The 24,626-nt window shown below is 57.4% G+C and carries 24 protein-coding genes; 13 read left to right on the forward strand and 11 right to left on the reverse strand.

The window, feature by feature from the left end:
- Nucleotide 1 precedes the first annotated feature (1 nt).
- From era to rpoZ, 7 genes are all read right to left on the reverse strand, one after another.
- Nucleotides 2-928, reverse strand: coding sequence for a GTPase Era (gene era / locus AAFN47_RS23245; protein WP_499811653.1), 927 nt, complete (start codon nucleotides 926-928; stop codon nucleotides 2-4).
- Entirely contained in the window at nucleotides 918-1,637 is a 720-nt protein-coding gene (gene rnc, locus AAFN47_RS23250; protein WP_499811654.1) for a ribonuclease III, read from the reverse strand. The genes era and rnc overlap by 11 nt, the downstream gene beginning before the upstream one ends.
- Nucleotides 1,634-2,437: a signal peptidase I gene (lepB, locus tag AAFN47_RS23255; RefSeq protein ID WP_499811655.1), complete on the reverse strand. Its 804-nt coding sequence runs from the start codon at nucleotides 2,435-2,437 to the stop codon at nucleotides 1,634-1,636. The genes rnc and lepB overlap by 4 nt, the downstream gene beginning before the upstream one ends.
- A 16-nt stretch (nucleotides 2,438-2,453) precedes the next feature.
- Nucleotides 2,454-2,867, reverse strand: a complete 414-nt coding sequence (acpS, locus tag AAFN47_RS23260; RefSeq protein ID WP_499811656.1) for a holo-ACP synthase — start codon at nucleotides 2,865-2,867, stop codon at nucleotides 2,454-2,456.
- Nucleotides 2,868-2,886: 19 nt separating this feature from the next.
- Complete coding sequence (locus AAFN47_RS23265) at nucleotides 2,887-3,468, reverse strand: DUF2062 domain-containing protein (RefSeq protein ID WP_499811657.1); 582 nt, start codon at nucleotides 3,466-3,468, stop codon at nucleotides 2,887-2,889.
- A 128-nt stretch (nucleotides 3,469-3,596) separates the two neighbouring features.
- Nucleotides 3,597-5,813 carry a RelA/SpoT family protein gene (locus AAFN47_RS23270; protein ID WP_499811658.1) on the reverse strand — a complete coding sequence of 739 codons (2,217 nt, stop codon included), beginning with the start codon at nucleotides 5,811-5,813 and terminating at the stop codon, nucleotides 3,597-3,599.
- 120 nt (nucleotides 5,814-5,933) lie between these two features.
- Complete coding sequence (gene rpoZ / locus AAFN47_RS23275; RefSeq protein ID WP_499811659.1) at nucleotides 5,934-6,353, reverse strand: DNA-directed RNA polymerase subunit omega; 420 nt, start codon at nucleotides 6,351-6,353, stop codon at nucleotides 5,934-5,936.
- A 343-nt stretch (nucleotides 6,354-6,696) separates the two neighbouring features.
- Here rpoZ and AAFN47_RS23280 point away from each other — a divergent pair, with 343 nt between their 5' ends.
- The 5 genes from AAFN47_RS23280 to AAFN47_RS23300 all read left to right on the forward strand — a co-directional run bounded on the left by AAFN47_RS23280 (nucleotide 6,697) and on the right by AAFN47_RS23300 (nucleotide 10,589).
- Nucleotides 6,697-7,281 carry a LabA-like NYN domain-containing protein gene (locus AAFN47_RS23280; RefSeq protein ID WP_499811660.1) on the forward strand — a complete coding sequence of 195 codons (585 nt, stop codon included), beginning with the start codon at nucleotides 6,697-6,699 and terminating at the stop codon, nucleotides 7,279-7,281.
- Between the two features lie 88 nt (nucleotides 7,282-7,369).
- Nucleotides 7,370-8,029, forward strand: a complete 660-nt coding sequence (locus AAFN47_RS23285) for a uracil-DNA glycosylase (protein ID WP_499811661.1) — start codon at nucleotides 7,370-7,372, stop codon at nucleotides 8,027-8,029.
- Between the two features lie 67 nt (nucleotides 8,030-8,096).
- On the forward strand, nucleotides 8,097-9,341 hold the full coding sequence (locus AAFN47_RS23290; RefSeq protein WP_499811662.1) for a D-amino acid dehydrogenase: 1,245 nt from the start codon (nucleotides 8,097-8,099) through the stop codon (nucleotides 9,339-9,341).
- Between the two features lie 10 nt (nucleotides 9,342-9,351).
- Nucleotides 9,352-10,161, forward strand: a complete 810-nt coding sequence (locus tag AAFN47_RS23295; protein WP_499811663.1) for a maleate cis-trans isomerase family protein — start codon at nucleotides 9,352-9,354, stop codon at nucleotides 10,159-10,161.
- Between the two features lie 74 nt (nucleotides 10,162-10,235).
- Nucleotides 10,236-10,589, forward strand: a complete 354-nt coding sequence (locus AAFN47_RS23300; protein ID WP_499811664.1) for a RidA family protein — start codon at nucleotides 10,236-10,238, stop codon at nucleotides 10,587-10,589.
- Nucleotides 10,590-10,785: 196 nt separating this feature from the next.
- Here AAFN47_RS23300 and smpB read toward each other — a convergent pair whose 3' ends face one another.
- Complete coding sequence (gene smpB, locus AAFN47_RS23305; RefSeq protein ID WP_499811665.1) at nucleotides 10,786-11,259, reverse strand: SsrA-binding protein SmpB; 474 nt, start codon at nucleotides 11,257-11,259, stop codon at nucleotides 10,786-10,788.
- 25 nt (nucleotides 11,260-11,284) lie between these two features.
- Nucleotides 11,285-12,166: a 4-hydroxy-tetrahydrodipicolinate synthase gene (gene dapA / locus AAFN47_RS23310; protein WP_499811666.1), complete on the reverse strand. Its 882-nt coding sequence runs from the start codon at nucleotides 12,164-12,166 to the stop codon at nucleotides 11,285-11,287.
- Between the two features lie 264 nt (nucleotides 12,167-12,430).
- On the opposite strand from dapA, the gene AAFN47_RS23315 reads away from it, so the two are divergent.
- Genes AAFN47_RS23315 through AAFN47_RS23335 form a run of 5 tightly spaced genes read left to right on the forward strand, consistent with a single transcriptional unit; the run spans nucleotide 12,431 to nucleotide 19,012 of the window.
- On the forward strand, nucleotides 12,431-14,524 hold the full coding sequence (locus tag AAFN47_RS23315; protein ID WP_499811667.1) for a lytic transglycosylase domain-containing protein: 2,094 nt from the start codon (nucleotides 12,431-12,433) through the stop codon (nucleotides 14,522-14,524).
- Nucleotides 14,525-14,582: 58 nt separating this feature from the next.
- A complete protein-coding gene (locus AAFN47_RS23320) occupies nucleotides 14,583-15,488 on the forward strand; it encodes an alpha/beta fold hydrolase (protein ID WP_499811668.1) in 906 nt (301 codons plus the stop codon).
- 56 nt (nucleotides 15,489-15,544) lie between these two features.
- Nucleotides 15,545-16,708 (forward strand): hypothetical protein, encoded by a 1,164-nt coding sequence (locus tag AAFN47_RS23325; RefSeq protein WP_499811669.1) that lies wholly within the window; start codon nucleotides 15,545-15,547, stop codon nucleotides 16,706-16,708.
- The gene (locus AAFN47_RS23330; RefSeq protein ID WP_499811670.1) at nucleotides 16,705-17,958 is read left to right on the forward strand and encodes a hypothetical protein; all 1,254 of its coding nucleotides are present in this window, start codon (nucleotides 16,705-16,707) and stop codon (nucleotides 17,956-17,958) included. Before AAFN47_RS23325 ends, AAFN47_RS23330 begins: the two co-directional genes overlap by 4 nt.
- A 13-nt stretch (nucleotides 17,959-17,971) precedes the next feature.
- Nucleotides 17,972-19,012 carry a GNAT family N-acetyltransferase gene (locus AAFN47_RS23335; protein WP_499811679.1) on the forward strand — a complete coding sequence of 347 codons (1,041 nt, stop codon included), beginning with the start codon at nucleotides 17,972-17,974 and terminating at the stop codon, nucleotides 19,010-19,012.
- Between the two features lie 45 nt (nucleotides 19,013-19,057).
- On the opposite strand, the gene AAFN47_RS23340 is transcribed toward AAFN47_RS23335, so the two are convergent.
- Entirely contained in the window at nucleotides 19,058-20,131 is a 1,074-nt protein-coding gene (locus tag AAFN47_RS23340) for a lysophospholipid acyltransferase family protein (protein ID WP_499811671.1), read from the reverse strand.
- 121 nt (nucleotides 20,132-20,252) lie between these two features.
- On the reverse strand, nucleotides 20,253-21,212 hold the full coding sequence (locus AAFN47_RS23345) for a hypothetical protein (protein ID WP_499811672.1): 960 nt from the start codon (nucleotides 21,210-21,212) through the stop codon (nucleotides 20,253-20,255).
- Between the two features lie 408 nt (nucleotides 21,213-21,620).
- On the opposite strand from AAFN47_RS23345, the gene AAFN47_RS23350 reads away from it, so the two are divergent.
- The 3 genes from AAFN47_RS23350 to AAFN47_RS23360 all read left to right on the forward strand — a co-directional run bounded on the left by AAFN47_RS23350 (nucleotide 21,621) and on the right by AAFN47_RS23360 (nucleotide 24,426).
- On the forward strand, nucleotides 21,621-22,076 hold the full coding sequence (locus tag AAFN47_RS23350; protein WP_499811673.1) for a hypothetical protein: 456 nt from the start codon (nucleotides 21,621-21,623) through the stop codon (nucleotides 22,074-22,076).
- 543 nt (nucleotides 22,077-22,619) lie between these two features.
- The gene (locus tag AAFN47_RS23355) at nucleotides 22,620-23,456 is read left to right on the forward strand and encodes a hypothetical protein (protein ID WP_499811674.1); all 837 of its coding nucleotides are present in this window, start codon (nucleotides 22,620-22,622) and stop codon (nucleotides 23,454-23,456) included.
- Between the two features lie 82 nt (nucleotides 23,457-23,538).
- On the forward strand, nucleotides 23,539-24,426 hold the full coding sequence (locus AAFN47_RS23360; protein ID WP_499811675.1) for a hypothetical protein: 888 nt from the start codon (nucleotides 23,539-23,541) through the stop codon (nucleotides 24,424-24,426).
- Nucleotides 24,427-24,626 lie beyond the last annotated feature (200 nt).

The following is a 24,626-nucleotide window of genomic DNA, read 5'->3' on the forward strand; positions in this document are numbered from 1 at the left end:
TTCAGTCGGGAAATTCTAGCCCGATTTCGCGGTATCGCTCGGGATCGTCGCCCCAATTGTCGCGGACTTTCACGAACAGGAAAAGATGGACATTCTGGTCGAGTATGTCGGAGATCTCCTTGCGCGCCATCTGGCCGATCGCCTTGATGGCCTCGCCCTTGCGACCGAGCACAATTTTTTTCTGGCTGTCGCGCTGCACGTAGATCACCTGTTCGATGCGGACGCTGCCGTCCTTGCGCTCTTCCCATTTCTCGGTTTCCACATGGGAGGCGTAAGGCAGTTCCTGGTGCAGGCGCAGATAGAGCTTTTCGCGTGTGATCTCGGCGGCGAGCTGTCGCATCGGCAAATCCGAAATCTGGTCTTCCGGATAATACCACGGCCCTTCGGGGAGCCTTTGCGCCAGGAAATCGAGCACATCGCCGCAACCGGATCCCTTCAAGGCTGAAATCATGAAGGTCCGCTCGAAATCGACCGTTTCGTTGGCTTTCGCGGCCAATTCAAGCAATTTTTCCCGCTTCACCTGGTCAATCTTGTTGAGGAGAAGGATCTTCGGTCTGTCGACCTCTTTCAGCCCTTCCAGAATGTTCAGAGCCTCGTCGACGAGACCGCGTTCGGAATCGATAATGAACAGGATAATGTCGGCGTCATGCGCGCCACCCCAGGCGGTCGAAACCATGGCCCGGTCAAGCCGTCTCTTCGGCTTGAAGATGCCCGGCGTGTCGACAAGCACGATCTGTGCGCCGTCATGCATGACAATGCCGCGCACGACTGAACGAGTCGTCTGCACCTTGTGGCTGACGATAGACACCTTCGCGCCGACCAGATGATTGACGAATGTCGACTTGCCGGCGTTCGGCGCGCCGATCATCGCGACAAAACCCGACCGGGTTGATTTTTCCTGCTGCGGTTCTTCTGTCTCAGTTGTCATCATTGGTCCGTTGCCACACGCCTTCCCGCTCCAGGAGACGGGTCGCCGCATCCTGCTCTGCGATCCTCCGGGAGCGGCCCTGCCCGATTTCGGGCTCACTGCCGCCCAACTCGACGCGCACGGTGAAATGAGGATCGTGATCCGGTCCAGTTCTTTCCACGATCGTATAGCGCGGCGTATCGCCGGTCCTTACATGCGCCCATTCCTGCAATTCGGTCTTGGCGTCCCGCCGCGCCTGTTCGGAATCTTTCGCCCGCGTATCCCAGTTTTTGGCGATGAATCGCCTCGCCGCGTCCAGGCCAGCGTCGAGATAGATTGCTGCTATCAGTGATTCCATCACGTCGGCGCGGACATTCGTCATCCGCTTTCCCTTGACGCTTTTCACGTCGGAACCGGTGCGGATGAACTGGTGTAGCTGCAATTCGTCGGCGACCGCGGCACAGGTGGTCGCGCTTACGAGCCGGTTCAGCCGGACGGACAACTCGCCTTCCTTGGCCTTGGGAAACAGGCTGAACAGCATCTCGGCGATCACCAGCCCAAGCACCCGGTCGCCCAGGAATTCCAGACGCTCGTAGTTTAAAAAACTCCCGGCGCGGGCGCTGGAATGGGTCAGCGCCCGTTCCAGCCTGTCACGATTCGAGATCGGGTGTCCGACAATGTCCTCAAGTCGCCTGAAATCGCTTTCCGAGAGACCTGTCTTGTGACTCATTCAGTAAACTCGAAGAACCGCGTCGGCCGCAAATCCTGAGGCCATTTCCAGATTTGCAGGGGCGAGGCGCCGTCGCCGATGGAGAAGAAGATCATCTCGGCGCGTCCGACAAGATTCTCGGCAGGCACGTAGCCAACGTCGAAACGGCTGTCGGCCGAATTGTCGCGATTGTCGCCCATCATGAAATAATGGCCTTCCGGCACCAGGAATTCCCGCGTGTCGTCGCCGGCGCCGTTCGGGAACTCATCAAGCGTATCGTAGCTGACGCCGTTTGGAAGCGTCTCCTGAAACACAGCCGCGGGATTGTCGTTAACGCCATGGGCGCGCGGGTTGAACTCGCCGACTCGCTCGCGCTTGACTGGTGTGTCGTTGATGTACAGTACGCCGCCCTTCATGCGAATGCGGTCGCCCGGCAAACCCACGACGCGCTTGATGTAGTCAATCTTCGGATTCGGAGGAAAGCGGAAGACAACGATATCGCCGCGTTTTGGTTCGCTGCCCCATATGCGCCCTGAAAACAGGTCGGGCGAGAACGGAAACGAGTACCTTGAATAGCCATAGGCGTATTTCGAAACGAAAAGATAGTCGCCCTGCAGGAGCGTGGGCATCATCGATCCCGAGGGAATCGAGAAAGGCTGAAAAAGAAAACTACGGATGACGAGCGCCAGTATCAGCGCCTGGATGATGACCTTGACGGTTTCCCAGAGAGCCGATTCTTTCTTTTCCGCTTTGTCGGACACGTTTGCCAAACCCTTTAATCCTTTTCGATGCTGCAGCTTACTAGATCGCCGGTCCCGCATTGTAAATGGAATCCGGTCACGATGCTGTCTTTTCACTCGCATGAGCCTCGATGATCACGAAGGCCTGGGCCAGCGGAAAATCATCGGTTATTGTCAGATGCAAGGCGGCGGAAAAGCCTTCAGGAAGGAGCTTTTCAAGCTGTTGCAGCGCGCCGCCGGTCAGTTCCAGCGTCGGGCGCCCGTCATCGAGATTGAATACGCCGATATCCCGCCAGAAAACGCCTTTCGATATGCCGCTTCCAAGCGCCTTGGAACAGGCTTCCTTCGCCGCAAAACGTTTTGCATATGAAGCCGCTTTCTGCTTGCGGCGTTCAGAGCGCTCCTGCTCGACTTCCGTAAAGCAACGCGTCGTAAACCGCTCGCCGTGACGCGCGATGGTTCGCTCGATACGCCTGATGTCGATCAGATCGCTTCCAATGCCGACAATCATGAGCGCTGGATCCGGCTGGTCATACCGTCTGACCGTTGGAGAGGCCGTCGCGACGCGTGCGTTTCTGGTCAAGCCTGCGACGGCGCTGGCTCTGGAAGGCGGCGACGCTCAGATAGGCGATCAGATAGGCCCCGACGCCGAACACCAGCGCAAATGGCAGGCAACCCACCGCCATCGGCTTCAGGATCGGGCCCCATATCTGTGAAAAATCCAGATGTCGGAACAGCTGGCCGAGATCGATTACCCTGTTGGTCTCCTCGAAATTGTCGGTCATGATCCGGTTGCCAAGCTTGTAGCTGGCGGTCCAGATAAAGGGAAAAGTCAGCGGGTTTCCGAAGGCGGTGCCGAGCGCCGATGCTATGATATTTCCGGCGATCACATAGGCGAGCGCCGCGGCGATCACGAAATGCAGCCCGAGAAATGGCGTCCAGGAAGCGACCACTCCCGCCGCCACGCCGGCTGCGATTGCGTGCGGCGTCGCCGTCAGCCGCAATATCCGCTTTCCAAAATACTGGAACGACCTTGAGAAGGACCGCCGCGGCCAAAGAAAAACGCGTATCCTTTCAATAAAACCAGCAGGTTTGCGTCGGCGAAAGAGCATGTGTCGATGTTCGAGAACGGGAGCGGATATCTGGAGCCAATGTACATGGTTGCGTTGCGGATAACAGTCCCTTTGTGCACTGGTCAGGTTAAACAAATCCTGATTTGCTGGCGAATCTGTGGCCGGACCTAATCATATATGCGGACGGCGTCACTGACGCAGGAAAGCCCCTTCAACGTGGTGACAAGTTTGTTGAGGTGCTTGAGGTCCCAGACGCCAAGATCGAATTTCATCTCGGTGAAATCGTCGGCTACCCTGACCATCGTCAGCATGTTGATATTGGTGTCGCTCGCGGCGATTGTTTGCGCCACGTCTGCGAGCGTTCCGGGCTCGTTCAATGCATTGACGGTGACACGGGCGTTGAACCTTCTGTCGCCGGCCTGGTCGATATCCCAGCGCACGTCGATCCAGCGCTCCGGCTTGTCGTCGAACTCGGTGAGTTTGGAAGACTGGATCGGATAGATCGTGATGCCCTGCCCTGGCTCCATAATTCCGACGATGCGGTCTCCGGGCACAGCGCCGCCCTTACCGAAGGAAACCGGCAATTCTCCGCCAGCTCCCCGGATCGGCAGCGCGTCGTCGACAGCCCGGTCCTTTGCGTCTTTGCGCGCCTTCGATCGACCCGGCACACGGAAGATCATGCCGGCGGCGCTGCGCAGATTAAACCAGCCCTCGTCGGAGGGAGATTGCTTGATCGTCATACGTTCGCTCTTGTGATCCGGATGGATCGCCAGCAACACGTCTCTGGACGACAATTCGCCGCGACCGACCGCGGCGATTGCATCTTCCACGTCCTTGTAGCCGATCCGGTGCAGCACCGGCTTCAGGTCGTCGCGTGTGAAGACCTCACCTGCCCGGCTGAAAGCCCGTTCGATGATCCTGAAACCGAGACCGGAATATTGCTTGCGCACAGCCGCCCGGGTTGCGCGCCGAATGGCGTGCCGCGCCTTGCCGGTCACGACGATCTCTTCCCAGGCCGGCGGCGGCACCTGTACGCCCGAACGAATGATTTCAACCTCGTCGCCATTGCTGAGACGGGTGACCAGCGGCATGATCCGACCGTTGATTTTCACGCCCACGCAGGTGTCTCCAATGTCGGTGTGAACCGCATAGGCGAAATCGATCGGCGTGGCCCCGCGCGGCAGGGCGATCAGTTGCCCCTTTGGCGTGAAGCAGAACACCTGGTCGTGAAACAGCTCCAGCTTGGTGTGTTCGAGAAATTCTTCCGGATTGTCGCCGGTGGACAATTGTTCGATCGTACGCCGCAGCCAGGAATAGGCTCTGGAATCCTCAGGAAGCGAGGCGTTGCCGACATTATCCTTGTATAGGGCATGAGCGGCGACGCCGTATTCGGCGATCTCGTGCATCCGTTCGGTGCGGATCTGCAGTTCCACGCGTTGCCGAGACGGCCCGATGATCGTCGTGTGGATGGAGCGGTAGTCGTTTTGCTTCGGCGTCGAGATGTAGTCCTTGAAGCGGCCAGGAACGACGGACCATCGCGTATGGACAATGCCAAGGGCGCGATAACAGTCGTCCAGATCGTCGACGATGATGCGAAAGCCGTAGAGGTCCGACAATTGTTCGAAGGACAGAGACTTGGACTGCATCTTGCGGAAGATTGAATAAGGTTTCTTCTGCCGGCCGCTGACCTTCGCCTTCAAACCCTTCTCGACAAAGAGCTCCTCCAGCTCCGTCTCGATCTTCTTGATGATGCCTTTGTTTTTCTTCGTCAGCTCCTCGAGCCGCGCCGACACGGTTTCGAAGGCCTCGCGGTTGAGATGCTGGAACGAAAGTTGCTCAAGCTCCTCGCGCATATCCTGCATACCCATGCGCCCCGCTAGCGGCGCATAGATGTCCATCGTCTCCTCGGCGATGCGCGCGCGCTTGTCGGGGGCCACGTGGTCCAGCGTACGCATATTATGCAGACGGTCTGCGAGCTTGACGAGCAGCACGCGCACGTCGTCAGAGACAGCGAGGAGCAGCTTGCGGAGGTTTTCCGCCTGCTTGGCGCGCTTGGTGACCAGATCGAGCTTCTTGATCTTGGTCAGTCCTTCGACAAGCGCGCCGATATCTTCTCCGAAGAGCTCGTCTATCTCGTCTCGCGTGGCGGTCGTATCCTCGATCGTGTCATGCAACAGGGCGACCGCGATGGTCGATTCATCCAGATGCATATCGGTCAGGATAGCGGCGACCTCGAGAGGATGCGATATGTAGGGATCGCCGCTCGCCCGCGTCTGCTTGCCGTGCTTTTGCATGGCATAAACGTAAGCCTTGTTCAGCAGGGCTTCATTGACGTCAGGCTTGTATTTGTGCACGCGCTCGACGAGCTCGTACTGACGCATCATTGACCGTATAACTCCAAACAGTCAGGCATGACGGGAACTCTGCCCGACAAAAAGAAAAATGCGCCGGAAAGGATCCCGGCGCACCGAATGTTACTCATATTGTAACTCCACCGAAGTGGTTCAATAGTCGTCGCTTTTTTCCGGCGGCACAAGTCCTTCGATGCCCGCAAGCAGATCTTCTTCCGTCATGCGATCGAAAGCAACGCCTTCGACTTCCGACTGCGGCGCATCTTCTGTCGTGACGGCCTCTGGCGTAGCGGCCTGATCGGTCGTCTCGAGAAGGGACGCCGGATCGGGCTCCGGCTCATCCACTTCCACATGCTTCTGCAGGGAATGGATGAGATCTTCCTTTAGGTCGCCCGGAGACAGTGTCTCGTCGGCGATTTCGCGCAATGCAACGACGGGATTCTTGTCGTTGTCACGATCGACCGTGATCATGGCGCCTTGGGAAACCTGACGGGCGCGGTGGCTGGCGAGCAGCACGAGATCGAAACGGTTGTCTACTTTGTCGATACAGTCTTCGACGGTGACGCGGGCCATGGCCTGTCCTTTGTTAAATCGTTCGTTCAGGGATTACGGAGCCAGATACTCCTTAATCTCCAGTTTTTCAAGCGAATTGGGCGATATTCAGGTATCGGCCTGTTCAAACGGATTTCATTCTTGCCAACAGCAATAAAATTCTGCAAAAACGGTTGCCTCTTTGCGAACATAAAAATATGTCTGTGTGGGACAAGCGTGACAGGTTGCTACGCAATGTCTTTGTAATATGCGTAGTTTCTTTTGATGCTTTAGTTTAACCGTTATGTTAAAAACTGTTTGATATACTCTTTCTAATTTCTGTTTTATGATTTACTCTCACTAAAAATCAACTACAGGATTATAAATGTTTGATTCTCGCGAAAAAATATCTCTCTTTATTGATGGCGCCAATCTTTATGCAACAGCGAAGAGCCTCGGATTCGATATAGACTACCGTAAACTTCTTACAGCTTTTAACCAACGTGGATATCTCCTTCGCGCCTACTACTACACGGCTGTCGTGGAAGACCAGGAATATTCCTCCATTCGTCCGCTGATCGATTGGCTCGACTACAATGGCTACCGCGTGGTTACTAAGCCAGCCAAGGAATTTACCGACGTAAGCGGCCGACGCAAGATCAAGGGCAACATGGATATCGAACTCGCCGTTGACGCCATGGAGCAGGCTAGCACGGTCGATCATCTGGTGATCTTCTCCGGCGATGGCGATTTCGCCAGCCTGGTTTCCGCCCTGCAACGGCGCGGACGCAAGGTTTCGGTCGTCTCCACTCTCGCCACGCAACCGGTCATGGTCGCCGACGCACTGCGCCGCCAGGCCGACAATTTCATCGACCTTGCGGACCTGAAGGACGAAGTCGGACGCGCAGCGTCGGAGCGGACTTCGCGCGCGCCGATGATGGATGAAGAAGAGTATGACCTGCAGCACTGATTGCGGCCTGGTTTAATCCACAACAACTGCAGTTTTTTTTCGTTTCATCGATTGCGAGTCGCGCAACGCTTCGTAGATAGTCGTCGGCATGACGACACTGATCGACCCTCCGCGCGATTGTCCGCTTTGCCCACGCCTGCATGACTTCATCGCAAGCCACCGGCTTTTGCACCCCGATTGGCACAATGCGCCTGTCGACACCTGGTACCCTGCCGGCGGCCCGAACGACGTCAGGCTTCTTGTTGTCGGCCTCGCCCCTGGCCTGCGCGGCGCAAACCGGACGGGACGCCCGTTTACCGGAGATTACGCAGGCGATCTGCTTTATGCGACCTTGAACCAGTTCGGTTTGTCGAAGGGCCGGTTCGAAGCCCGTCCCGACGACGGACTTGAACTGGTCGAAACGGCCATTACTAACTCGGTGCGTTGCGTGCCGCCGGAAAATAAGCCGACTTCCGGCGAAATAAACACCTGCAGGCAGTTCCTGCTGTCGTCCCTCGATGTCATGCAAAATCTCCGGGTCATCCTGACCCTCGGCAAGATCGCCCACGACTCGACGATCCGGGCGCTTGGCGGACGGGTCGCCGCCCATCCATTCAGCCACGGCGGCAAAACCGAGATTGGCGGCCTTTCGATCGTGTCCAGCTATCACTGCTCGCGCTACAACACCAATACCGGCAGGTTGACAGAGCCCATGTTTCATCAGGTCTTTGGCCAAATCTCCGATCTGCTATCCCTATCCGGACGTTGACAGCGCCTCCAATCCATACTTGGCTACAATTCGGGCGCCATCCGATTGATCGGCATTGGAGACACGCATGCAGATTGCAGTTCTTGGCGGCGGCGTCGTCGGCATCACCGCAGCCTATGAACTTCAAAAGGACGGACATCAGGTCACCGTCATTGAAAAGAATGACATGGTCGGCTCCGAAACCAGCTGGGGAAACGCAGGTCTGATCGCGCCCGGCCACTCGTTTACCTGGTCCTCGCCATCGGCGCCGATGACCATGCTGAAATCCCTGGTGTCTCCAAACCAGTCCATACGATTCAAACCTTCGCTCGATCCGAACCTTTGGAGCTGGTCTCTGAAGTTCCTCGCCCAGTGCACGCAATCCCGCTCGACGCGCAACACAGAGCGCAAATATCGCCTCGCCTCCTACTCCCAGACGGTTCTTCACGAGACCATCAGCGACACGCAGATAGACTATGACCGCGTGGATCGGGGCATCCTCTATTTTTACCGTGATCCTGCGAAACTCGAAGCCGGCGTCCAGCACATGCGCATCATGGAAGAGCTGGGACACCGCATTGACGTGCTCGACCGGGCGCAAGTTCTGGAGCTTGAGCCTGCGTTGTCGGCCGTCGGCCACAAAATTGCAGGCGGCGTTTATTGCCCTACCGATGAAAGCGGCAGTTGCCACAAATTCACCACCGGACTTGCCGAGCATATCAAGGGGAACGGCGCTGAAATCCGCACCGGCGAAACCGTCACTGCGCTCGACGCCGAAGGCGACAGGATAACCGCTGTCCACACCGACAGGGAAACGCTGAAAGCCGACCTCTACGTCATGGCGCTCGGCAATGGCAGCCCGTTCCTCTCGCGCACGATCGGCGACCCCCTGCCGATTTATCCGGTCAAGGGCTATTCGCTGACCCTTCCTGTCGGCAACAATCCCAACCCGCCCACCGTCGGCTCGGTCGACGAGGAAAATCTCGTCGCGGTATCACGTTTCGGCGATCTGGTTCGGGTGACAGCCACGGCGGAAATTGCCGGTCACGACCGCAGTCACCGGCCGGAGGATTTCCGGTTTATGGCCGAAGTCGTGCGCGAGCTCTATCCGGACGGGGCCGACCATGACCGACCCCATATGTGGGCCGGCCTGCGGCCCATGACGCCCACCAATCTGCCCTATATCGGCCGCCGAAAACACGCCAACCTCTACTACGACACCGGTCACGGCCACATCGGCTGGACGATGTCGCACGGTTCGGCGCGCATTCTCGCGGATGCGGTGGCCGGGCGCGCGCCGGCGCTCGATCTCGCTTCGATCAATGATGGCTGAGGAGACTGCAATGACCCTTGATGTCGCCGACTTTCTTGACATTGGAACCCTGCCCTGCACGCTCGACGGCGGCGTCGCCTCTCGCGCCGCGATCGGATTGATCGTTCTGGCCACGGACCAGACCATGGAATACGAGTACCGGACGCTTATGCCGGCAACCGGGATAGGGCTCTACTGCACCCGCGTGTTCAACGACGCAGATATCACGCCGGAAACGCTCAGGGCAATCGGACCACGCATCGCGCCTGCCACCGAACTCATCATGCCCGGTCTTGATCTCGACGTGATCGGGTTCGGCTGCACCGCCGCGACTATGGCGATGGGCGAGGACGCCATCTTCCGCGAGATCCGAAAGGTTCGACCGGGCATAGAATGCACAACGCCCATTACCGCTGCACTCGCCGCATTTCGCGCCTTCGAGGCCCGGCGCATCGGCGTCATCACCCCGTACGAGCCGGCCGTCAACGAGATCGTCCGCGCCTATCTTGAAGGTCGCGGCGTGCATGTGGCGGCATTCGGCACCTACAACAAGATGGATGATCGCGAGGCCGCGCGCATCGATCTCGATTCGATCGCGCAAGGCGTCGCCGCGCTCGCGGAAGCCACGCCGCTGGACGCCGTTTTCATTTCGTGCACGTCGCTCAGGCTCGCCGGGCGGCTGCCGGGAATAGAAGCTGTGACGGGATTGCCTGTCACCTCCAGCGACCACGCGATGGCTTGGCACTGCCTGCGACTGGCAGGTGTCGATGACGACGTCGCGGAAGCCGGCAGGCTCTTCACTCTCCCGCTGAAACAGCCGGACGCTGCGTTGACATCGTGACAGGCATTGCCCAGAAGGATGCATCCCAAGCGGCGGGTTCCGCCCATTTTACCATTACGGACAAGGAGAACATGATGAGTGACATCAAACGGATAGACGTTGGCGCGCGAATGAGCCAGGCGGTCGTGCACGGCAATACGGTTTACACCGCCGGCCAGGTCGCGCTGCGCGCTCCCGGTGCTTCCGTAGCCGAGCAAACGAAGGACATACTCGCCCGGATCGACGAACTTCTGGCCGAAGCCGGCACGTCAAAGGAAAAGCTGCTGATCGCCACAATCTGGCTGTCCGACATGGCGGGCTTCAACGAAATGAACGAGGTCTGGGACGCCTGGGTCGCCCCCGGAGCAACGCCCGGCCGCGCCTGCGTGGAATCGAAGCTCGCCGCGCCGCAATTCACCGTCGAAATCCAGGTCATCGCGGCGCTTTGATCGCAGCCTATTACGGATCGGCGTGAAAATGCCGATCCGGCTTCACCCTCTTGCATGACGCCTCCGCGGCAATAAGAACAGGTCTGCGGCAAATGCGGCAAGCACTTCATTTGATCAGGTGGCGCCGCGTTCAGGAACAAAGCCGCAATTTCTGAGACTTGATTCAATCTGTTGAGACATTGATTCGGAAGCGAAACTACCCGCGATCACGCAGAAGCCTTGCTTTCTGACGGTTCCAGTCGCGCTTCATTTCGGTCTCGCGTTTGTCATGCTGCTTCTTGCCGCGCGCCAGTGCGAGATCCATTTTGGCGATGCCGCGATCGTTGAAATAGATCTTCAGCGGCACCAGCGACATGCCTTCGCGCTGCACCGCCCCGATGAGCTTGCGGACTTCACGCGCATTCAGGAGCAGCTTGCGATGTCGCCGCGGCTCGTGATTGAAGCGGTTCGCCTGCAGATACTCCGGAATGTGCGAGTTGATCAGCCAGATCTCGCCGTTTTCCTCGGTCGCGTAGGATTCAGCGATATTCGCCTTGCCCTGCCGCAGGCTCTTGACTTCGGTGCCGGTCAGAACCAGTCCGGCCTCGAAGGTCTCGATGATCTCGTAGTTGAACCGGGCCTTGCGGTTTTCAGCAGCAATCCTGCCCCGGGGTTTCGCCCCTTTAGCCATGTCTTGCGGATTCTCCTGCGATTTCTCAGTTCAGGAGACCTGCGTGGCGCATCGCATCGTCAATGATCGCACGCGTCTCCGGAGCGACCGATACGAGCGGTCTGCGCAAGGAATCTGTCATATGGCCGAGCTTGTTGAGCGCATATTTCGCGCCTGCCGGGTTTGGTTCAACGAACAGCGCCTGATGCAGCGGCATCAATCGGTCCTGATATTCAAGCGCCAGCGCGTAGTTTCCGTTCCGCGTCGCCGCCTGAAATTCGGAGCAAAGGCGTGGCGCGACGTTGGCCGTCACCGAAATGCAGCCCACTCCGCCATGCGCGTTGAAGCCGAGCGCTGTGGCGTCCTCGCCGGACAGCTGGATGAAATCCATGCCGCAGGCAAGCCGCTGGAGCGATACGCGATCCATCTTCGCCGTCGCATCCTTGACGCCGACGATATTGTCGAATTCGCCTGAGAGCGCGGCCATAGTCTCGACGCTCATGTCGATCACGGAGCGGCCGGGAATATTGTAGATGAATATCGGCAGCGAAGTGGCGCGGGCGATCGCCGAGTAATGCTCATACAGGCCCCTCTGGTTGGGCTTGTTGTAGTACGGCGTTACAACGAGCACGCCGTCCGCGCCGGCGCTTTCTGCGTGCTTCGCCAGCTCAACCGCCTCGCGCGTGCTGTTCGAACCAGCGCCGGCGATGACTGGCACGCGCTTGTTCGCAACCTCTATGCAGATCTCGACGACACGTTTGTGTTCATCATGGTTCAGGGTCGGGGATTCACCGGTCGTGCCGACAGGCACAAGACCGTTGCTTCCTTCTGAAATCTGCCATTCCACGAAGGCGCGGAATGCCGGTTCGTCCAGCGCGCCATCCTCGTCGAACGGCGTGACGAGCGCTGGGAGTGACCCTGTAAACATTTCATCTCCTGACAGTTCTGACGTTCCATCTCCACTAGGAGGAACGTCGTTCCAAGCCCGCTCAGCCGTCAGGCCGAAAGGCGCTGCACCATAGTCCCGCTCCCATGCCATCGCAAGCTATAACCGCGCGCGTTTTTGATCGGGGAAACTTTCCATTAACGCTCTTTTCATCGAAGTCTGAGACCCTAAGTCTTGACGAGCCCCGGCTGGAAAAGCCGGGCATGCGTCCCGACTTACGCCGCATTTTCACGGTCAGATAAAGCCATGACACGACGCCTTACAGCGACTTTGATGATTTCAACCGCCTTGCTCGCCATATCCGGACCCGGTTTCGCGATGACACTGCTGGAAGACGTGCCGGTGCCGACGCCGCGACCTTCTGTGGATCGCGCATTCGTCGCCGAGGAAGCCTCGCCTTCCTATGAGACCACCGCATCGATACCGCGCGCCGCCAGCCCCGCAGCCGTCTCGCCAAAGCTGAAAACCGGCCTCGACGCGTTGAAGGCGGATCAGATCGACAAGGCGCGCGCGATGCGCGACAGCCTGCCCCGCGGATCGCTCGACAACCACATCCTGACCTGGGCGATCGCCGTATCGGGCGCCAAGGGCGTTCCCTCCGCTGACATCGCGGCGGCCTCCCGCGAACTGCAAGACTGGCCTGGGCTTAATTCCCTCCGCGGCAATTCGGAAGAGGCGCTTTACGAAGAATACCGCGACCGCAAGGCGACCGCCCGGCAGATCGTCGCGGCTTTCGGAAACTCGACGCCGGAAACGGTCGATGGCTCGATCGCGCTTGCCCGCGCGCTGCACGCGACCGGCGATTCGAAGAAGGCGGCCAAGGTGATTTCCAACCTCTGGCGCACAAAAGCGCTTGATCGCTCGACCGAGAATCTCGTGAAGTCCGAGTTTTCCGGCCTGTTGACGCAGGCCGACCACAAGCGGCGAATGGATATGCTCCTTTACAGGGACCGCGTGTCCCAGGCGAAGAGGGTCGAGGGGCTCGCGAAGGCACAATCGCTCTTCAATGCCCGCGCCGGTCTGAGCCAGCGCAGCGGCAATACGGGCAAACTGCTGGACGCCGTCGATTCGAGCTGGCATCGCGACCCGATTTATATTCACGCCCGCGCAAAATATTACCGCCAGGCGGATAAATACGAGACTGCGGCGAAATGGCTTCTGAAAGCCCCGCGTAACGCCGACGCGCTGGTCGACACGCATGAATGGTGGACCGAGCAGCGCATCGTTTCCCGGTCGCTCGCCGAAAAGGGCGACTACCGGCTCGCCTACAAGGTGGCCACACAACACACAGCGACGGACGCCGGCGACTATGTCGACGCTGAATGGCACGCCGGCTGGTACGCGCTGCGCGGTCTCAATGACAGAAAAACGGCTGCGCGCCATTTTCAGGCCGGGCTCGACCGTTCCGCCACGCCGCTTTCGAGATCGCGCTTCTTCTACTGGCTCGGCCGGGCGGCGGAGAAAGGCGGACCGGGCTCCGCCAAAGCGCTGTTCGCCAAAGCCGCGGAATACCCCGGAACCTATTACGGACAACTTGCTTCCGCAAAACTGAACCGCAAGTCGATCCGGATCGACTACCCCTCCCCGACGCCGGCGGAACGCCAGAGGTTTTCCCAGCGCGAATCCGTGCTCGCCATCAAACGCCTGAACGACGCCGGGCACGGCTATCGGGCGACCAGGCTCTACCTGGCGCTTGCCGAAGAGCTCGACAGTCCGGGAGAAATCGCGCTGCTGACCGCCATGGCCGAACGCGAGGGCGATCATCGCATGTCGCTGCTCGTCGGAAAGGCCGCCTTCGCCCGGAATTCTGACGTCGCGGCGCTCGCCTTTCCGATCGGCGTCATTCCAGCCAGCGCCAATATCGGCGGCTCCGGAAAGGCGCTGGCCTACGCGATCGCCAGGCAGGAAAGCGCCTTCGATCCGGCTGCGGTCAGCGGCGCCAATGCGCGCGGCCTGCTGCAGCTGTTGCCGTCGACGGCGAAACTTGTGGCGCGCAAGCATGGCCTTTCCTACTCCGAATCCCGCCTTACCAGCGACGCCGCCTACAACGCCACGCTCGGCGCGCACTATCTCGGCGAGCACATCTCCGATTTCGGCGGCTCCTATATCCTGACCTTCGTCGCCTACAATGCCGGCCCGCGTCGCTCGACGGAATGGATCGAGCGTTTCGGCGACCCCCACGGCAAGTCAATCGACGAGGTCGTGGACTGGGTGGAAAGCATCCCCTACCCAGAGACCCGCAATTACGTGCAGCGGGTGATGGAAAACTATCAGGTCTACAAGACCCGGCTGGGACAGGACGCGGATATCGTAAGCGATCTGCGATATGGCCGTCGCTGAGAAATTGTTCTATTCCCTTGGCGCAAGACAAAAAGCCTTCGAAGCCTGAGGGGAACTGATGCAAGCCGACACCGATAGCGGATACCACTCCGTCACCTATTCATCACCGGACGGATTGAGGCTGCACGCCCGCATTTACGGACGCGACAATCCCGCGGCGCGCGACCGTACGCCATTGATCAGCCTGCCCGGTCTTACGCGCAATAGCGCGGATTTCCACCAGTTCGCCCTACTGATTAGCGGGCATGAGACAACGCCCCGCCGGGTTGTCTGCTTCGACTATCGCGGGCGGGGCGGCTCGGAATGGGACAAGGACAGGAAGCATTACAACATCCTGACGGAAGCCGAAGATATCGTCGCCGGCTGTACTGCGCTCGACGTTCCGCACGGCGTGTTTCTCGGAACCTCCCGCGGCGTCCTGATCATCATGGCGCTCGCAGCGACCCGGCCGGGCGCGATCAAGGCCGCCATCTTCAACGACGCCGGGCCGGTAATCGACGGCGATGGACTGGCGCAGATCATGAGTTATCACGACCACAGAAACCAGCCGAATTCCATGGCCGAGGCGACGGCGATGATGAAGGAGGCGCATGGCAAATCCTTTCCGGTTCTGAGCGACGAGGACTGGCTGGACTACGCCGAGGCGACCTTCGTCGAAAAGGACGGTCGGCTGGTCGGCAATTTCGATCCGGCGATCGCCGAAATGTTGCGCGAGATCAATTTGAACGCGCCGCTGCCGACGATGTGGCCGCAATTCGACGGCCTCGGCGCCGTGCCCCTGATGACCTTGCGGGGCGAGCATTCGAAACTGCTTTCCGAGGAATCGGTGCACCTGATGGCGGAAAGACATCCGGGCATGCGTTCTGTCACCGTTCCCGGCCAGGGACATGCGCCGATACTGCATCTGGGCGGACTTCCGGATACGATCATGACCTTTCTGGAGTCCGTGCCGGAAGCAAATTGAACAGGCTGGCCGGACGCTTATAACATCATGGCTGAGCGCCGAACGGAATCGACCACGTGTTACCGCCACTGAACCTGTCCTTCGACGGACCTGACGCCCCGTCCGACCGGGTCGACGTGAGCTTTGCGTGGGGTAAGGCGCGCCGGACAACTTACTTTTCCTGCCCCGGTCACCCGCTGCGAAAAAGCGGCGACGCGTTGTTCTGTCTCGGCCTCGTCCCGGCCATGGAAATCGGCGTCGATCTCCACATCCACAGCCCCGTGGATCAGGCGCTCCTGGACAACGGCCAGAAGATCCAGGAACTGCTTTGCCGGTGGTATCCGGGATACAGGCCCGTCAAGATACACGCTGAAGCGACGACCCGCCAATATCCGGACGGCCGCGGCAGCGGCGTTTTCTACTCCGGCGGCGTTGATTCGTCCTATTCGCTGGCGGACGCGAGCGATCGTCTCGACGCCCTCGTCACGCTTGTCGGCGCGGACGTCGATATCGGCGACACGCGCCAGGCCAGCCATCTCGACGGCGTGGTGAGGCAGGTCGGCGCCCGGTACGGACTGGAGCCGTTTATTGTCCACACGGATATCCGGCGGGTATCGGACCGGCTGGTCGGATGGGTCGAGTATCACGGCGCGCTGCTCGCCGCCGTCAGGCACATGCTCGCCGACCGCCTGGAAAACCAGCTCATCGCCTCTTCCGCGGACGAGTCCTCCTGGAACCGGCGGTGGGGGTCGCATCCGGCGCTCGACCCTCTGTTCGGAACGCCGGGAGCCCGCATCGAGCACCATGGCCTTGTCGACCGGCTGTCCAAGGTGGCGAGAATCATCGATGAGCCCGACCTGATGTCCAATCTGAGGGTCTGCGATTATTCTGTCGACAATTGCGGAGTTTGCGAAGACTGCACCTTCATGTTGATGGCGCTGGACGTGCTTGATGGATTTGACCGCGCTCCCACGTTCAGCCGGGCGCCGGTCGATCCGGCGCGGGTGCGCGTGACGGGGGAAGGATCGATATCCGATCTGACCAAGCTCCGGCAGGCGTTCATCGAGCGAAAACCTTCCTCGCCCGCGGTGGACTATCTGACGAAGGCCTTTGCCCGATACGACAGGGAAAAGCTGACCCGGCGCTGGGCGCCGTATGATGAATGGCGGAGAAAATTCAAGCGATTGAAGCGACAGCAGCGCTATCGCGTCGCCAGTCGCGGAGGAGACGGTAAGGCGTGACACAGTCATCGCAGGCAACGATGCGGCGTATCTTCGGCGAGGACGTGTTCATCGCGCCGAGGCTCATGGAGGAAATGAGCGAGTGGGTGATCGATGATCTGAACACGATCGAGTTCATGACGGCGGGCCTTGTGGCCGTGGCGGGCGACATGCCGATGCTGGTTCATGAATCGACCATGTCGCCCGACAGCTTGTCCGCCATGAAGGACTGCGGCCTCAGCATCGGCGAGAACGTGATCACCTACAGGGATCGGCAGGACTATATCGAGCAGGTGACGGCGATGGCGGCTTCGGGACTGAAGCCGGTTTTCCAGCACGCCAATCCGCCGGGCCTGTTTGATGATTGCGATCCGGCGATACGCGAGGAAACGATCTGCTTTCTGAACGACAAATCCAATCTCGGTGAACTGGCCGGGCGGAACAACGCGCCCGCGCGAAGAATCCTCGACCCATTCGACGAGGCGGCGGTGCTTGGCCTGAAGACGCCGACCGTTCTCAAGGTGGCGACGGACAAGCCCAATGGCGGCGCGACCGATGTCGCGATCTGCCGCAAGAGGCGCCACCTGCCCCGGGCCTGCAAAAAACTTTCCAGCGCTGATCGTGTGATCGTCGAAGACTACATCCAGGCGTCTGCAAACTGGAGCGTGCGCTATGAAATCTTGCGCGCCGAACCGCCCCGATCCTCCGGCCAAAGCAAGCAGATCTGCATGCGAAACGGCGTCCATGTCGGCAATCTGGCGTGCTCCGGAGACGCTCCCCCGGACGCTGTTCTTGACCTTGCGCGCGCCATCGCCGAGGCGGGCCGTGAACGCGGCTATTTCGGCTTGGCCGGTTTCGACATACTGCTCGATCGCGACGGTCGCGCCTGGGCGATCGACCTGAACTTCCGCATGACGTCGAGTTCGGCCTTCGGCTATCTTTTCGACGCGTTGGCGGAGCCGCGCGCCATGACCTGCGGCAGGCTCGCATTCTGTTTCATCGATCATGGTCTGTCGTCCTTTCTAGCCCGGTGCCGCCCGGCGTTCGAAGCCGGCTGGCTGGTTCCCGTCTCGACATTCGACCCGGAATTCGGAGTAGCTGATCCCGGCCAGGCGCGATGCCGTATGATGATCATGGGTCGCGACGAAGACGACCTGGTTCGCAACGAACGCCGGCTGGAAGCCCTGGGCGCCGAATTTCACCCGCTTCGAAAGCCGCCGTTCTGGCGAGCCTTTTTGCCTTCCTCCCTGTTCCGCGCCCCCTCTTTCTGATAGCCAAGTGACAATGGGACTCACCCTCGAAATCATCCGAAGCCAGCAGGCGCTGGAGGCGCTTCGTCCCGAATGGGACGCCCTCCACGCCCGGTGTTACGCCAAGGCGTTTTTCAACGATCATCGCGCGGTGATGCTGAACTGGGCGCGCCACCGGGAGGCGCGATCGAATTCGCTCCACATCGTCACCATGCGACAGTCGGGCGAGCTCTTCTTTGCAGCCCCGATGATACAGCAGCGCGACCGGATCGGCACCTCGACGCTGAAATGGCTGACGTCTCTGACGCCGCTCTACGACGACGTGCTCATCGCGCCGGAGGCGAATGTCGACGTGATCGCCGGTCAGTTCGCCAGGCATGTCCGCTCCATACCGTTTGCACGCAAGCTCAAAGTCTCGATTGTGCGGGAAGATTCCAGTCTCAATGCGATCCTTTCCAGTATGGGGCCTGTCGATTCGAGCGAGCATCCGGCGCTCGAAGCAGACCTGAAAAACTATGCCGATCGGGACGCCTATTTTGCCGACAAACCGGCCAAAAGCCGCAAGAGATACCGTTTATATTTCAACAGGTTGTCGCAACTTGGAGAAACGAAATTCAACCTGTATGACGCTGACTCCGACCTGAAATCCGAGATTTCCTGGATATTCGATGTCAAGCGCGACTGGGCCATGGAGCGCTCCGGAGACAAGGGCTGGATTTCCCAGCCTGAAACGGAGCAATGGTTTCAGTCCTTCAGCGAATCGCTGCCTGGAAAGTCTCAAGTTCTGACCCTGACATGCGGCGACAAACGGGTCGTTTCTGCGTTGTTCTACGTTCACAAGGACACGCTTTTCGGCTCGAAGATCGCCTATGATCCGGAGTTCTCCCATGCCTCGCCGGGTCTGCTTCTCATGATCGAGCTCTGTCGCGTCGCGATCGATCTCGGAATGCGCCGCGTCGACATCATGACGGGCGATTCGAGCTGGAAGAGACGCTTCGCAACCTTCTCTGTACCGATCAACAGCTATCGCCTGTCTCTTGACCCATGGCGGCTCCACCGCAAGACATGGATCTGAACGCGACGCAGGCCACTCACGCTTGCGGGAAAACCTTTCGAACAATCAGACGAAGCGGCTGGTCGTGATGCTGAACCAGCCGAGAAACTGTTCCGGCGCCTTGTGAATCCCCTCCAGCATGTACTCGCCGGCCTTCAGCGCCAGCCTCGCCATGGCCTCATTGTCACGACCTTTTCCGAGACGGGCCGGAGCCGCCATATCGTTTAACGCCGGGCTGAAATCGGCGCGGTAGCTTTTGAACGGCTCCGTTTCTATGGCGTTCATCGCATGAAGCGGCGTTCCGCGCCGCGTCGCCATGGAAAGCGCAGTGGTCGCCATGCTCATATAGGCGCCCTCGACCAGGGGAACTTCCACGAAACTGCTGCCTGAAAACGAGTTGTTGGTAATGATTATCAGCGCGCCGTCGTCCAGCAGATTCAGTATTTTCCGGGTGACGGCGGCGCCGTCGTCCCTGTCGAACGTCAGGCGATCAGCCAGATACCGGTCTTCCGCCGACAGGACGACCTTGTTGAGTGTGCGTATTCCAAACGAGGAGTGGGAGAAGCCGTGCTGCTCGACGCTGATCTGTACGGGCTTGAGACCTTCGTTCCAGAGCACGCGCTTGCCGAAGAGCGTCTGCGTCGCGAATTGGTTGGCCCATAAAATCGCGCCCTTGCCGGCCTTCAGCGACGACTTAACGTGTTCCAGCCCCTGTGACGACAGGTCCACAGTGCGCTTGCCGCGGGTGAATTCCGCCGTGATTGCGAGCCGCCGACGCATCTGATGCGCGCGCCAGTCTTCATGAAGTTTCCGAACCTGATCCGCATCGCGCATGTCCAGGATCGCCGCAGCCCTGATGGCGAGAGCCTCCAGTTGCTTGCGCCTCGCCTTTGCGAGACGAAAGCGCGCGGCGCCGTCGCAATAGGCGCTCCAGGTGGAAATCGGAGCAAGGGCGGACACCGCGAAAGCGCCGCCCATCGACAGAATTTCCCTGACGTCGCTTTCGGCAAAGCGTCTGCGATGCGCTTCGGCCTGCGCCATCCGGACGAAGAAATCAGCTGTCTCGCCATTGTCCCCCGCATCGACGGAAGCAATCTTCCTGAAACTAAAAAAATCGGATTTCCGTGTTTCCCGCGTCACTCAAAATTTCCCTTGTCGTCACTATCCGTGGGTAACGGCTGATTGGTCCGGCATTGCGGCAGTCTTGCAAATTCACGGTTTTCAGATTTACGTCAAATCGACAAATTTGATAATTCGTTTTCTACCTGTGTTCTTGATCCGGGGACCATCCGGCGCCTCTCGCGCCAGGCAGACCATGCTGCTTCCCCAAGGGAGTTGCGGTTTTCCAGAAATTGGTCGTCGATCGGATGGCTGCCACTGGTCGTTGGTATGGCGCCAAGGCGTGTTCATGACCACTGACCGCGTGATGCAAGCCGGGCGAAGGGCCGGAAAAACGTCTTTCCTTCGACAACACATGGCCAGGGAGCCGGCTTGGGCATGCTTTCGAATTAAAAATAACACTTATGTATCTGTTATTATTTGGTATTACAGCCTTTGCAGCGTCTTCTCCGGATCTGGCTTCGTTTCGGGATTCCGCCTTTTCCGGCGCTTCGGCGATCTGGCTTCGTTTCGGGAATCCGGGATTTTGCGGTCCGTCCGGCGCAACTGGCGGCGGGGTTTCGGCTTCAGCGGGGCATGCGATCCAGGCTTTGAACGCCTTTTTTCGCCGGGCGCGCGCTTCGTTGCGGTAGCGCCGGAGGAGCCGGGCCGGATCTTCCAAGCGGCGTGCGGCCCGCGGGTCGAGGAGAGCGTTGAACAGGCTCATCACCCTGCGGTCTTCCGATCGGGTGAGGCTTTCGCCGGCAAGCGCGCGCTTCATCAACTCCGCGTCGTCGCAATCGTCAGGGTAAGGCGCGGCCAAATTCCTTCCCGCCTCGAAATCGCTGAGCGCGCGTTGGCAGGTTTCAAGCCGGGCCTCGGCTTCGGCCAGCGCCAGGGCGCGGAAGCTGCGTTCGTCGCAGGGAATGAAATCGGCAAGCGTCAAGTCTGGCCGGCCGAGAATGATGCGAAGCCACAGGCCGACGCGCGACGGCTGAGGCTTCGCGGTCGCGCCGTGCTTGCGGGCGTTGCCTGCCGCGGCGGCCTTGCCCGCCTCGGTTCTTGGTCCTGTGCTGTTGCCGGCATTCGCCCGGTTGCGCTGGACGATGTGTTGCGCAGTCACGGCGCCTCCGGATCAAGGCCGGTTGTCTGGCGTGACAGGGTCTGAAGACTACAAATCACTGTGTCGCCTTGTCGTGATTTTGGGCACGCTTCATAGCACGCATAGCGCGAAATAGCAAGGGATTGCTCCTGATTTGTTCTCATCGTGAGCCATCGACTTGGAAAAAGGAGGCCGATGTGCCAACTTCAAAGCATCAAATTATCCCATTCGGAAGATGTCGGGTAAGAACTATTGAAACGCATCACCAGTCCTGTGTCTAAGACTTAACCATTCAAGCAACAAATGGAACGCGAAATGCTCAGTTACTCCAAAATTCTTGGCCCATTCTTGATCGCCATGTTGATCGCATCGCCTGCGGCTGCAGAATTTCGTAAATGCACCGTGAAATTGATGGTTTCGGCAAGAGACATGCCTGAAAAGGAAGTGGACGGCGCACGGTTTGTCGCCTGGGGCAGATCGCAAAACTACGCATCATCCGCTTGGAACCGCGTCAACGATGCCGCCAAGGCATGCGCCCAGCAATTGATTGCGCGCGACACAAACTCGGCGCCAGGCGCCTGTGCCGCCAATCAGACGCAGCTTGATAACCCGGCATACTACAATGTCTCTGGCATAACCGGACTGCAGACGACGCATGTCAAGACATTGCTGAAGCAGGCGATCTGCCGTCACCACCCCCGTCCGGTTTCCGGTAAGGAAGATTACTTTAAAACCAGGGAAGTCCACGGTCTCTATGTCACCGTCAGACATATTGGCCCGGTCGGGGCCTGCAAGACGCAACGGGTCTCGGGACCCAATTACGTCAAAATCCGCTGCGCTCGCAGCGACGCGGCCGACACCGAAGCCATGTGGCATTTGAAATGAATGCCATTCCGGGTCGCCACTTTGTTGTCGGTCCGTAGCGTTGTTCAATTCTCAAAGCGCAGACCTGACAACAATCCACGCAATGCCGGCCGGGGGAATGCCCGGAAAAGCCTCTCTTCCGTCAGCGCATCGCCGGACAGCCGATTCCCGCAAAGGGATGGCTGTGAATATTCGTTTAGCCTGTTGTATTTACTAGAATATACGGGGTTTTGACAGCGGGTGAATGATGTCCACACCATTCGATCTCACCGTATTTGTCGCAAAATATAAAGAATCTGATTGCCGCCCTTCACTCAACCCCCGACACCTGACCGGCCATTCTTGGACAGACACTAAAACCTACGCCCAGAACTCCGATCAGTGGCAAGTTCCGTCGGGATGGCATCCATTTTGATTGTGCGTTGGATGAGCTGAAACAACATCAATACTGCAAATCACAAGAACCAACGACGCTAAAAGTATCTGGATTTTCTTTTGCAGCACGTGTTAGTATCCTAAAGTTGAAAGATCGTGAAGGGTACATGTTATACGCGGGGTTAGGAAATGTCTAATCACGATACTGATCCGATAGATTTGGACGACCTATTCGCTAATAAAAAATTTGCCGATTACATTGACTCTACGGTACAGAATGCAATCAGCAAACAATTTAAGATAGATAATCCTCCACTTATCGCCCGTCCGTTTCTTGGATTGCTCGGATTCATCGGCCTGAATCCGTCAGCACGGTTCACAATTGCAATTGTTCCAATCGTTCTTTCAGTTCTGGTCACCCTGTTTATTCTAGGAGGGCATTGGTTTTACAATGTAACAGATGTCGATGATAATAGGATTGCGATAGTTAATAGTGAAAAGAAGATTGATATTGTTACAAGAAATGTTGGTGAAATTGTCGCTCAGCTCAACTCATTTCTCGATGGCTATTATTTTGAGACAATCGATCTTAGTAATAAATTCGGATCAACCATTTACTTGCCGGTAACAAGTAAAAATATCACCTCCTTAAAGATATATGCAAACAATATAAATACTAATGAATTAGAAGAATTAAAAGATGGGAATTACTTGCAATTCAAGATCAATGACAAAGCAGTTTTTGGTGATGACGGCGCCTCAGTGGGATGGTCTAGCGCAAATCGGCTGTTCGAAAATACAGCGATTCCAGAAAAATATCGAAATGAATTAATATTCGACAAAGATCTAACTCAAAAGTTTCAATTTAGAATTTTTATAAATGAAGAAGATGAGGAACGATACAATAATTTGTGGGATTTATATGCTAATCATACAAAGTATTCAGTACTATTTTTCTTTACAAGACGATTTGAGGTTGGTGAAGTAAATCCGGAAGGGCCAGATATACAAGATGAAAATATGTAGAGATCAGATCATATCATTGTGTCTATTATTTTTCATCTCAGTATTTGTATCTCAAGCTAACGCTCAAGAATGTACGAACGAGATGAAATGGATAGATATAAATAATACAGGTTTAATGACGAGAGATGGCTGCTTCGAAATAAGAAAAAGAAATATACATTTTAAGATACTAGCCTTTTCTCCACATAAGTTTGATTTGAGTTTGCTTGGTCCTTCTGAGGATGGAAAACCCTTGGGACAAGCTAGCATTGCCGACACCGGCACAACCAAATATTCCATATCCTCCGTACACGAAAACAACAAACAAGCACTGGCTCTCGTTACGATTGGCTATCCTAAATGGAGTCCGCAAAAGGACTATGAGGATAAGCCCAGTGAACTGGCGGATTCAGTGGATGCAGATTGGTTATTATTTAACGGGTTTCTGAGGGTGAAAACCGAAGAATATGGGTACCCGGATTTGTCTGCGTCTTTCAAAAGCGCTTACTTTTGCCTGGATGAAACGGAAAAGGGCGGTACAGGAAGTGTGGTTGTTATGTTCCACGCTTACGAGAATCAATTACCGGTCAGAATGAATAGGCGACTAGCAGATCCAAAAAACTGCGAGAACGTTGTTCAAACAGGGCCGCGGATAGTTGAGTATAGGGCCAAAAGTGGCATCCATGACATTAGTTCTGCAAAAACTCGCAGATGGTTGGTATTCGCTCAAGGTAATGGCGGCGCATCGAAAGAACAATTTCTTGCATATATAATTTACTTTGCAAATGGATCCTCTTTAAAAGAAATAGAAGAAATTCTATTAGGTGATAATATTATATCGAAATATGACAACAAGATGCGTTTTGCTCTTGCTTTAACATCCAGTAACTTTTCGAATGTTTCCATTCTGAATGAAGAGCAACAGCCGATACTTTGGCGTGAAATAAACCTTCCTCATCCAGTTTATATGGCTATTGAACCTGCAGAGTGATCAAAAGATTGATAACAAAATTTGTACAGAGATGGTATTCAGATTACGGTGACAGTTTAAGATTACGGTGACAAAGATGTACAAACACGGTATTCGCCTGACAGTCGCTGCCTGAGGGCGGCTTGATCAGGCTGCCTTTTCAGAGTTCATTTTCTCCTCCCTTTTGTCCCGTTGCAATCCTGGTTTCAGCCCAGCCTTGA

This window comes from Hoeflea sp. CAU 1731 (assembly GCF_039888615.1).
GTDB lineage: Bacteria > Pseudomonadota > Alphaproteobacteria > Rhizobiales > Rhizobiaceae > Flavimaribacter.

What these genes read in the sequence shown, in the direction of transcription:
- lepB (WP_499811655.1), bottom strand. Translation starts at nt 2,437, where the DNA reads ATGCGGGACCGGCGATCTAGTAAGCTGCAGCATCGAAAAGGATTAAAG.
- rnc (WP_499811654.1), bottom strand. Translation starts at nt 1,637, where the DNA reads ATGAGTCACAAGACAGGTCTCTCGGAAAGCGATTTCAGGCGACTTGAG.
- dapA (WP_499811666.1), bottom strand. Translation starts at nt 12,166, where the DNA reads ATGTTTACAGGGTCACTCCCAGCGCTCGTCACGCCGTTCGACGAGGAT.
- AAFN47_RS23270 (WP_499811658.1), bottom strand. Translation starts at nt 5,813, where the DNA reads ATGATGCGTCAGTACGAGCTCGTCGAGCGCGTGCACAAATACAAGCCT.
- AAFN47_RS23300 (WP_499811664.1), top strand. Translation starts at nt 10,236, where the DNA reads ATGAGTGACATCAAACGGATAGACGTTGGCGCGCGAATGAGCCAGGCG.
- AAFN47_RS23355 (WP_499811674.1), top strand. Translation starts at nt 22,620, where the DNA reads ATGTCTAATCACGATACTGATCCGATAGATTTGGACGACCTATTCGCT.
- era (WP_499811653.1), bottom strand. Translation starts at nt 928, where the DNA reads ATGACAACTGAGACAGAAGAACCGCAGCAGGAAAAATCAACCCGGTCG.
- AAFN47_RS23315 (WP_499811667.1), top strand. Translation starts at nt 12,431, where the DNA reads ATGACACGACGCCTTACAGCGACTTTGATGATTTCAACCGCCTTGCTC.
- AAFN47_RS23290 (WP_499811662.1), top strand. Translation starts at nt 8,097, where the DNA reads ATGCAGATTGCAGTTCTTGGCGGCGGCGTCGTCGGCATCACCGCAGCC.
- smpB (WP_499811665.1), bottom strand. Translation starts at nt 11,259, where the DNA reads ATGGCTAAAGGGGCGAAACCCCGGGGCAGGATTGCTGCTGAAAACCGC.
- AAFN47_RS23285 (WP_499811661.1), top strand. Translation starts at nt 7,370, where the DNA reads ATGACGACACTGATCGACCCTCCGCGCGATTGTCCGCTTTGCCCACGC.
- AAFN47_RS23320 (WP_499811668.1), top strand. Translation starts at nt 14,583, where the DNA reads ATGCAAGCCGACACCGATAGCGGATACCACTCCGTCACCTATTCATCA.
- AAFN47_RS23360 (WP_499811675.1), top strand. Translation starts at nt 23,539, where the DNA reads ATGAAATGGATAGATATAAATAATACAGGTTTAATGACGAGAGATGGC.
- AAFN47_RS23265 (WP_499811657.1), bottom strand. Translation starts at nt 3,468, where the DNA reads ATGCTCTTTCGCCGACGCAAACCTGCTGGTTTTATTGAAAGGATACGC.
- AAFN47_RS23350 (WP_499811673.1), top strand. Translation starts at nt 21,621, where the DNA reads ATGCCTGAAAAGGAAGTGGACGGCGCACGGTTTGTCGCCTGGGGCAGA.
- AAFN47_RS23295 (WP_499811663.1), top strand. Translation starts at nt 9,352, where the DNA reads ATGACCCTTGATGTCGCCGACTTTCTTGACATTGGAACCCTGCCCTGC.
- acpS (WP_499811656.1), bottom strand. Translation starts at nt 2,867, where the DNA reads ATGATTGTCGGCATTGGAAGCGATCTGATCGACATCAGGCGTATCGAG.
- rpoZ (WP_499811659.1), bottom strand. Translation starts at nt 6,353, where the DNA reads ATGGCCCGCGTCACCGTCGAAGACTGTATCGACAAAGTAGACAACCGT.
- AAFN47_RS23335 (WP_499811679.1), top strand. Translation starts at nt 17,972, where the DNA reads ATGGGACTCACCCTCGAAATCATCCGAAGCCAGCAGGCGCTGGAGGCG.
- AAFN47_RS23280 (WP_499811660.1), top strand. Translation starts at nt 6,697, where the DNA reads ATGTTTGATTCTCGCGAAAAAATATCTCTCTTTATTGATGGCGCCAAT.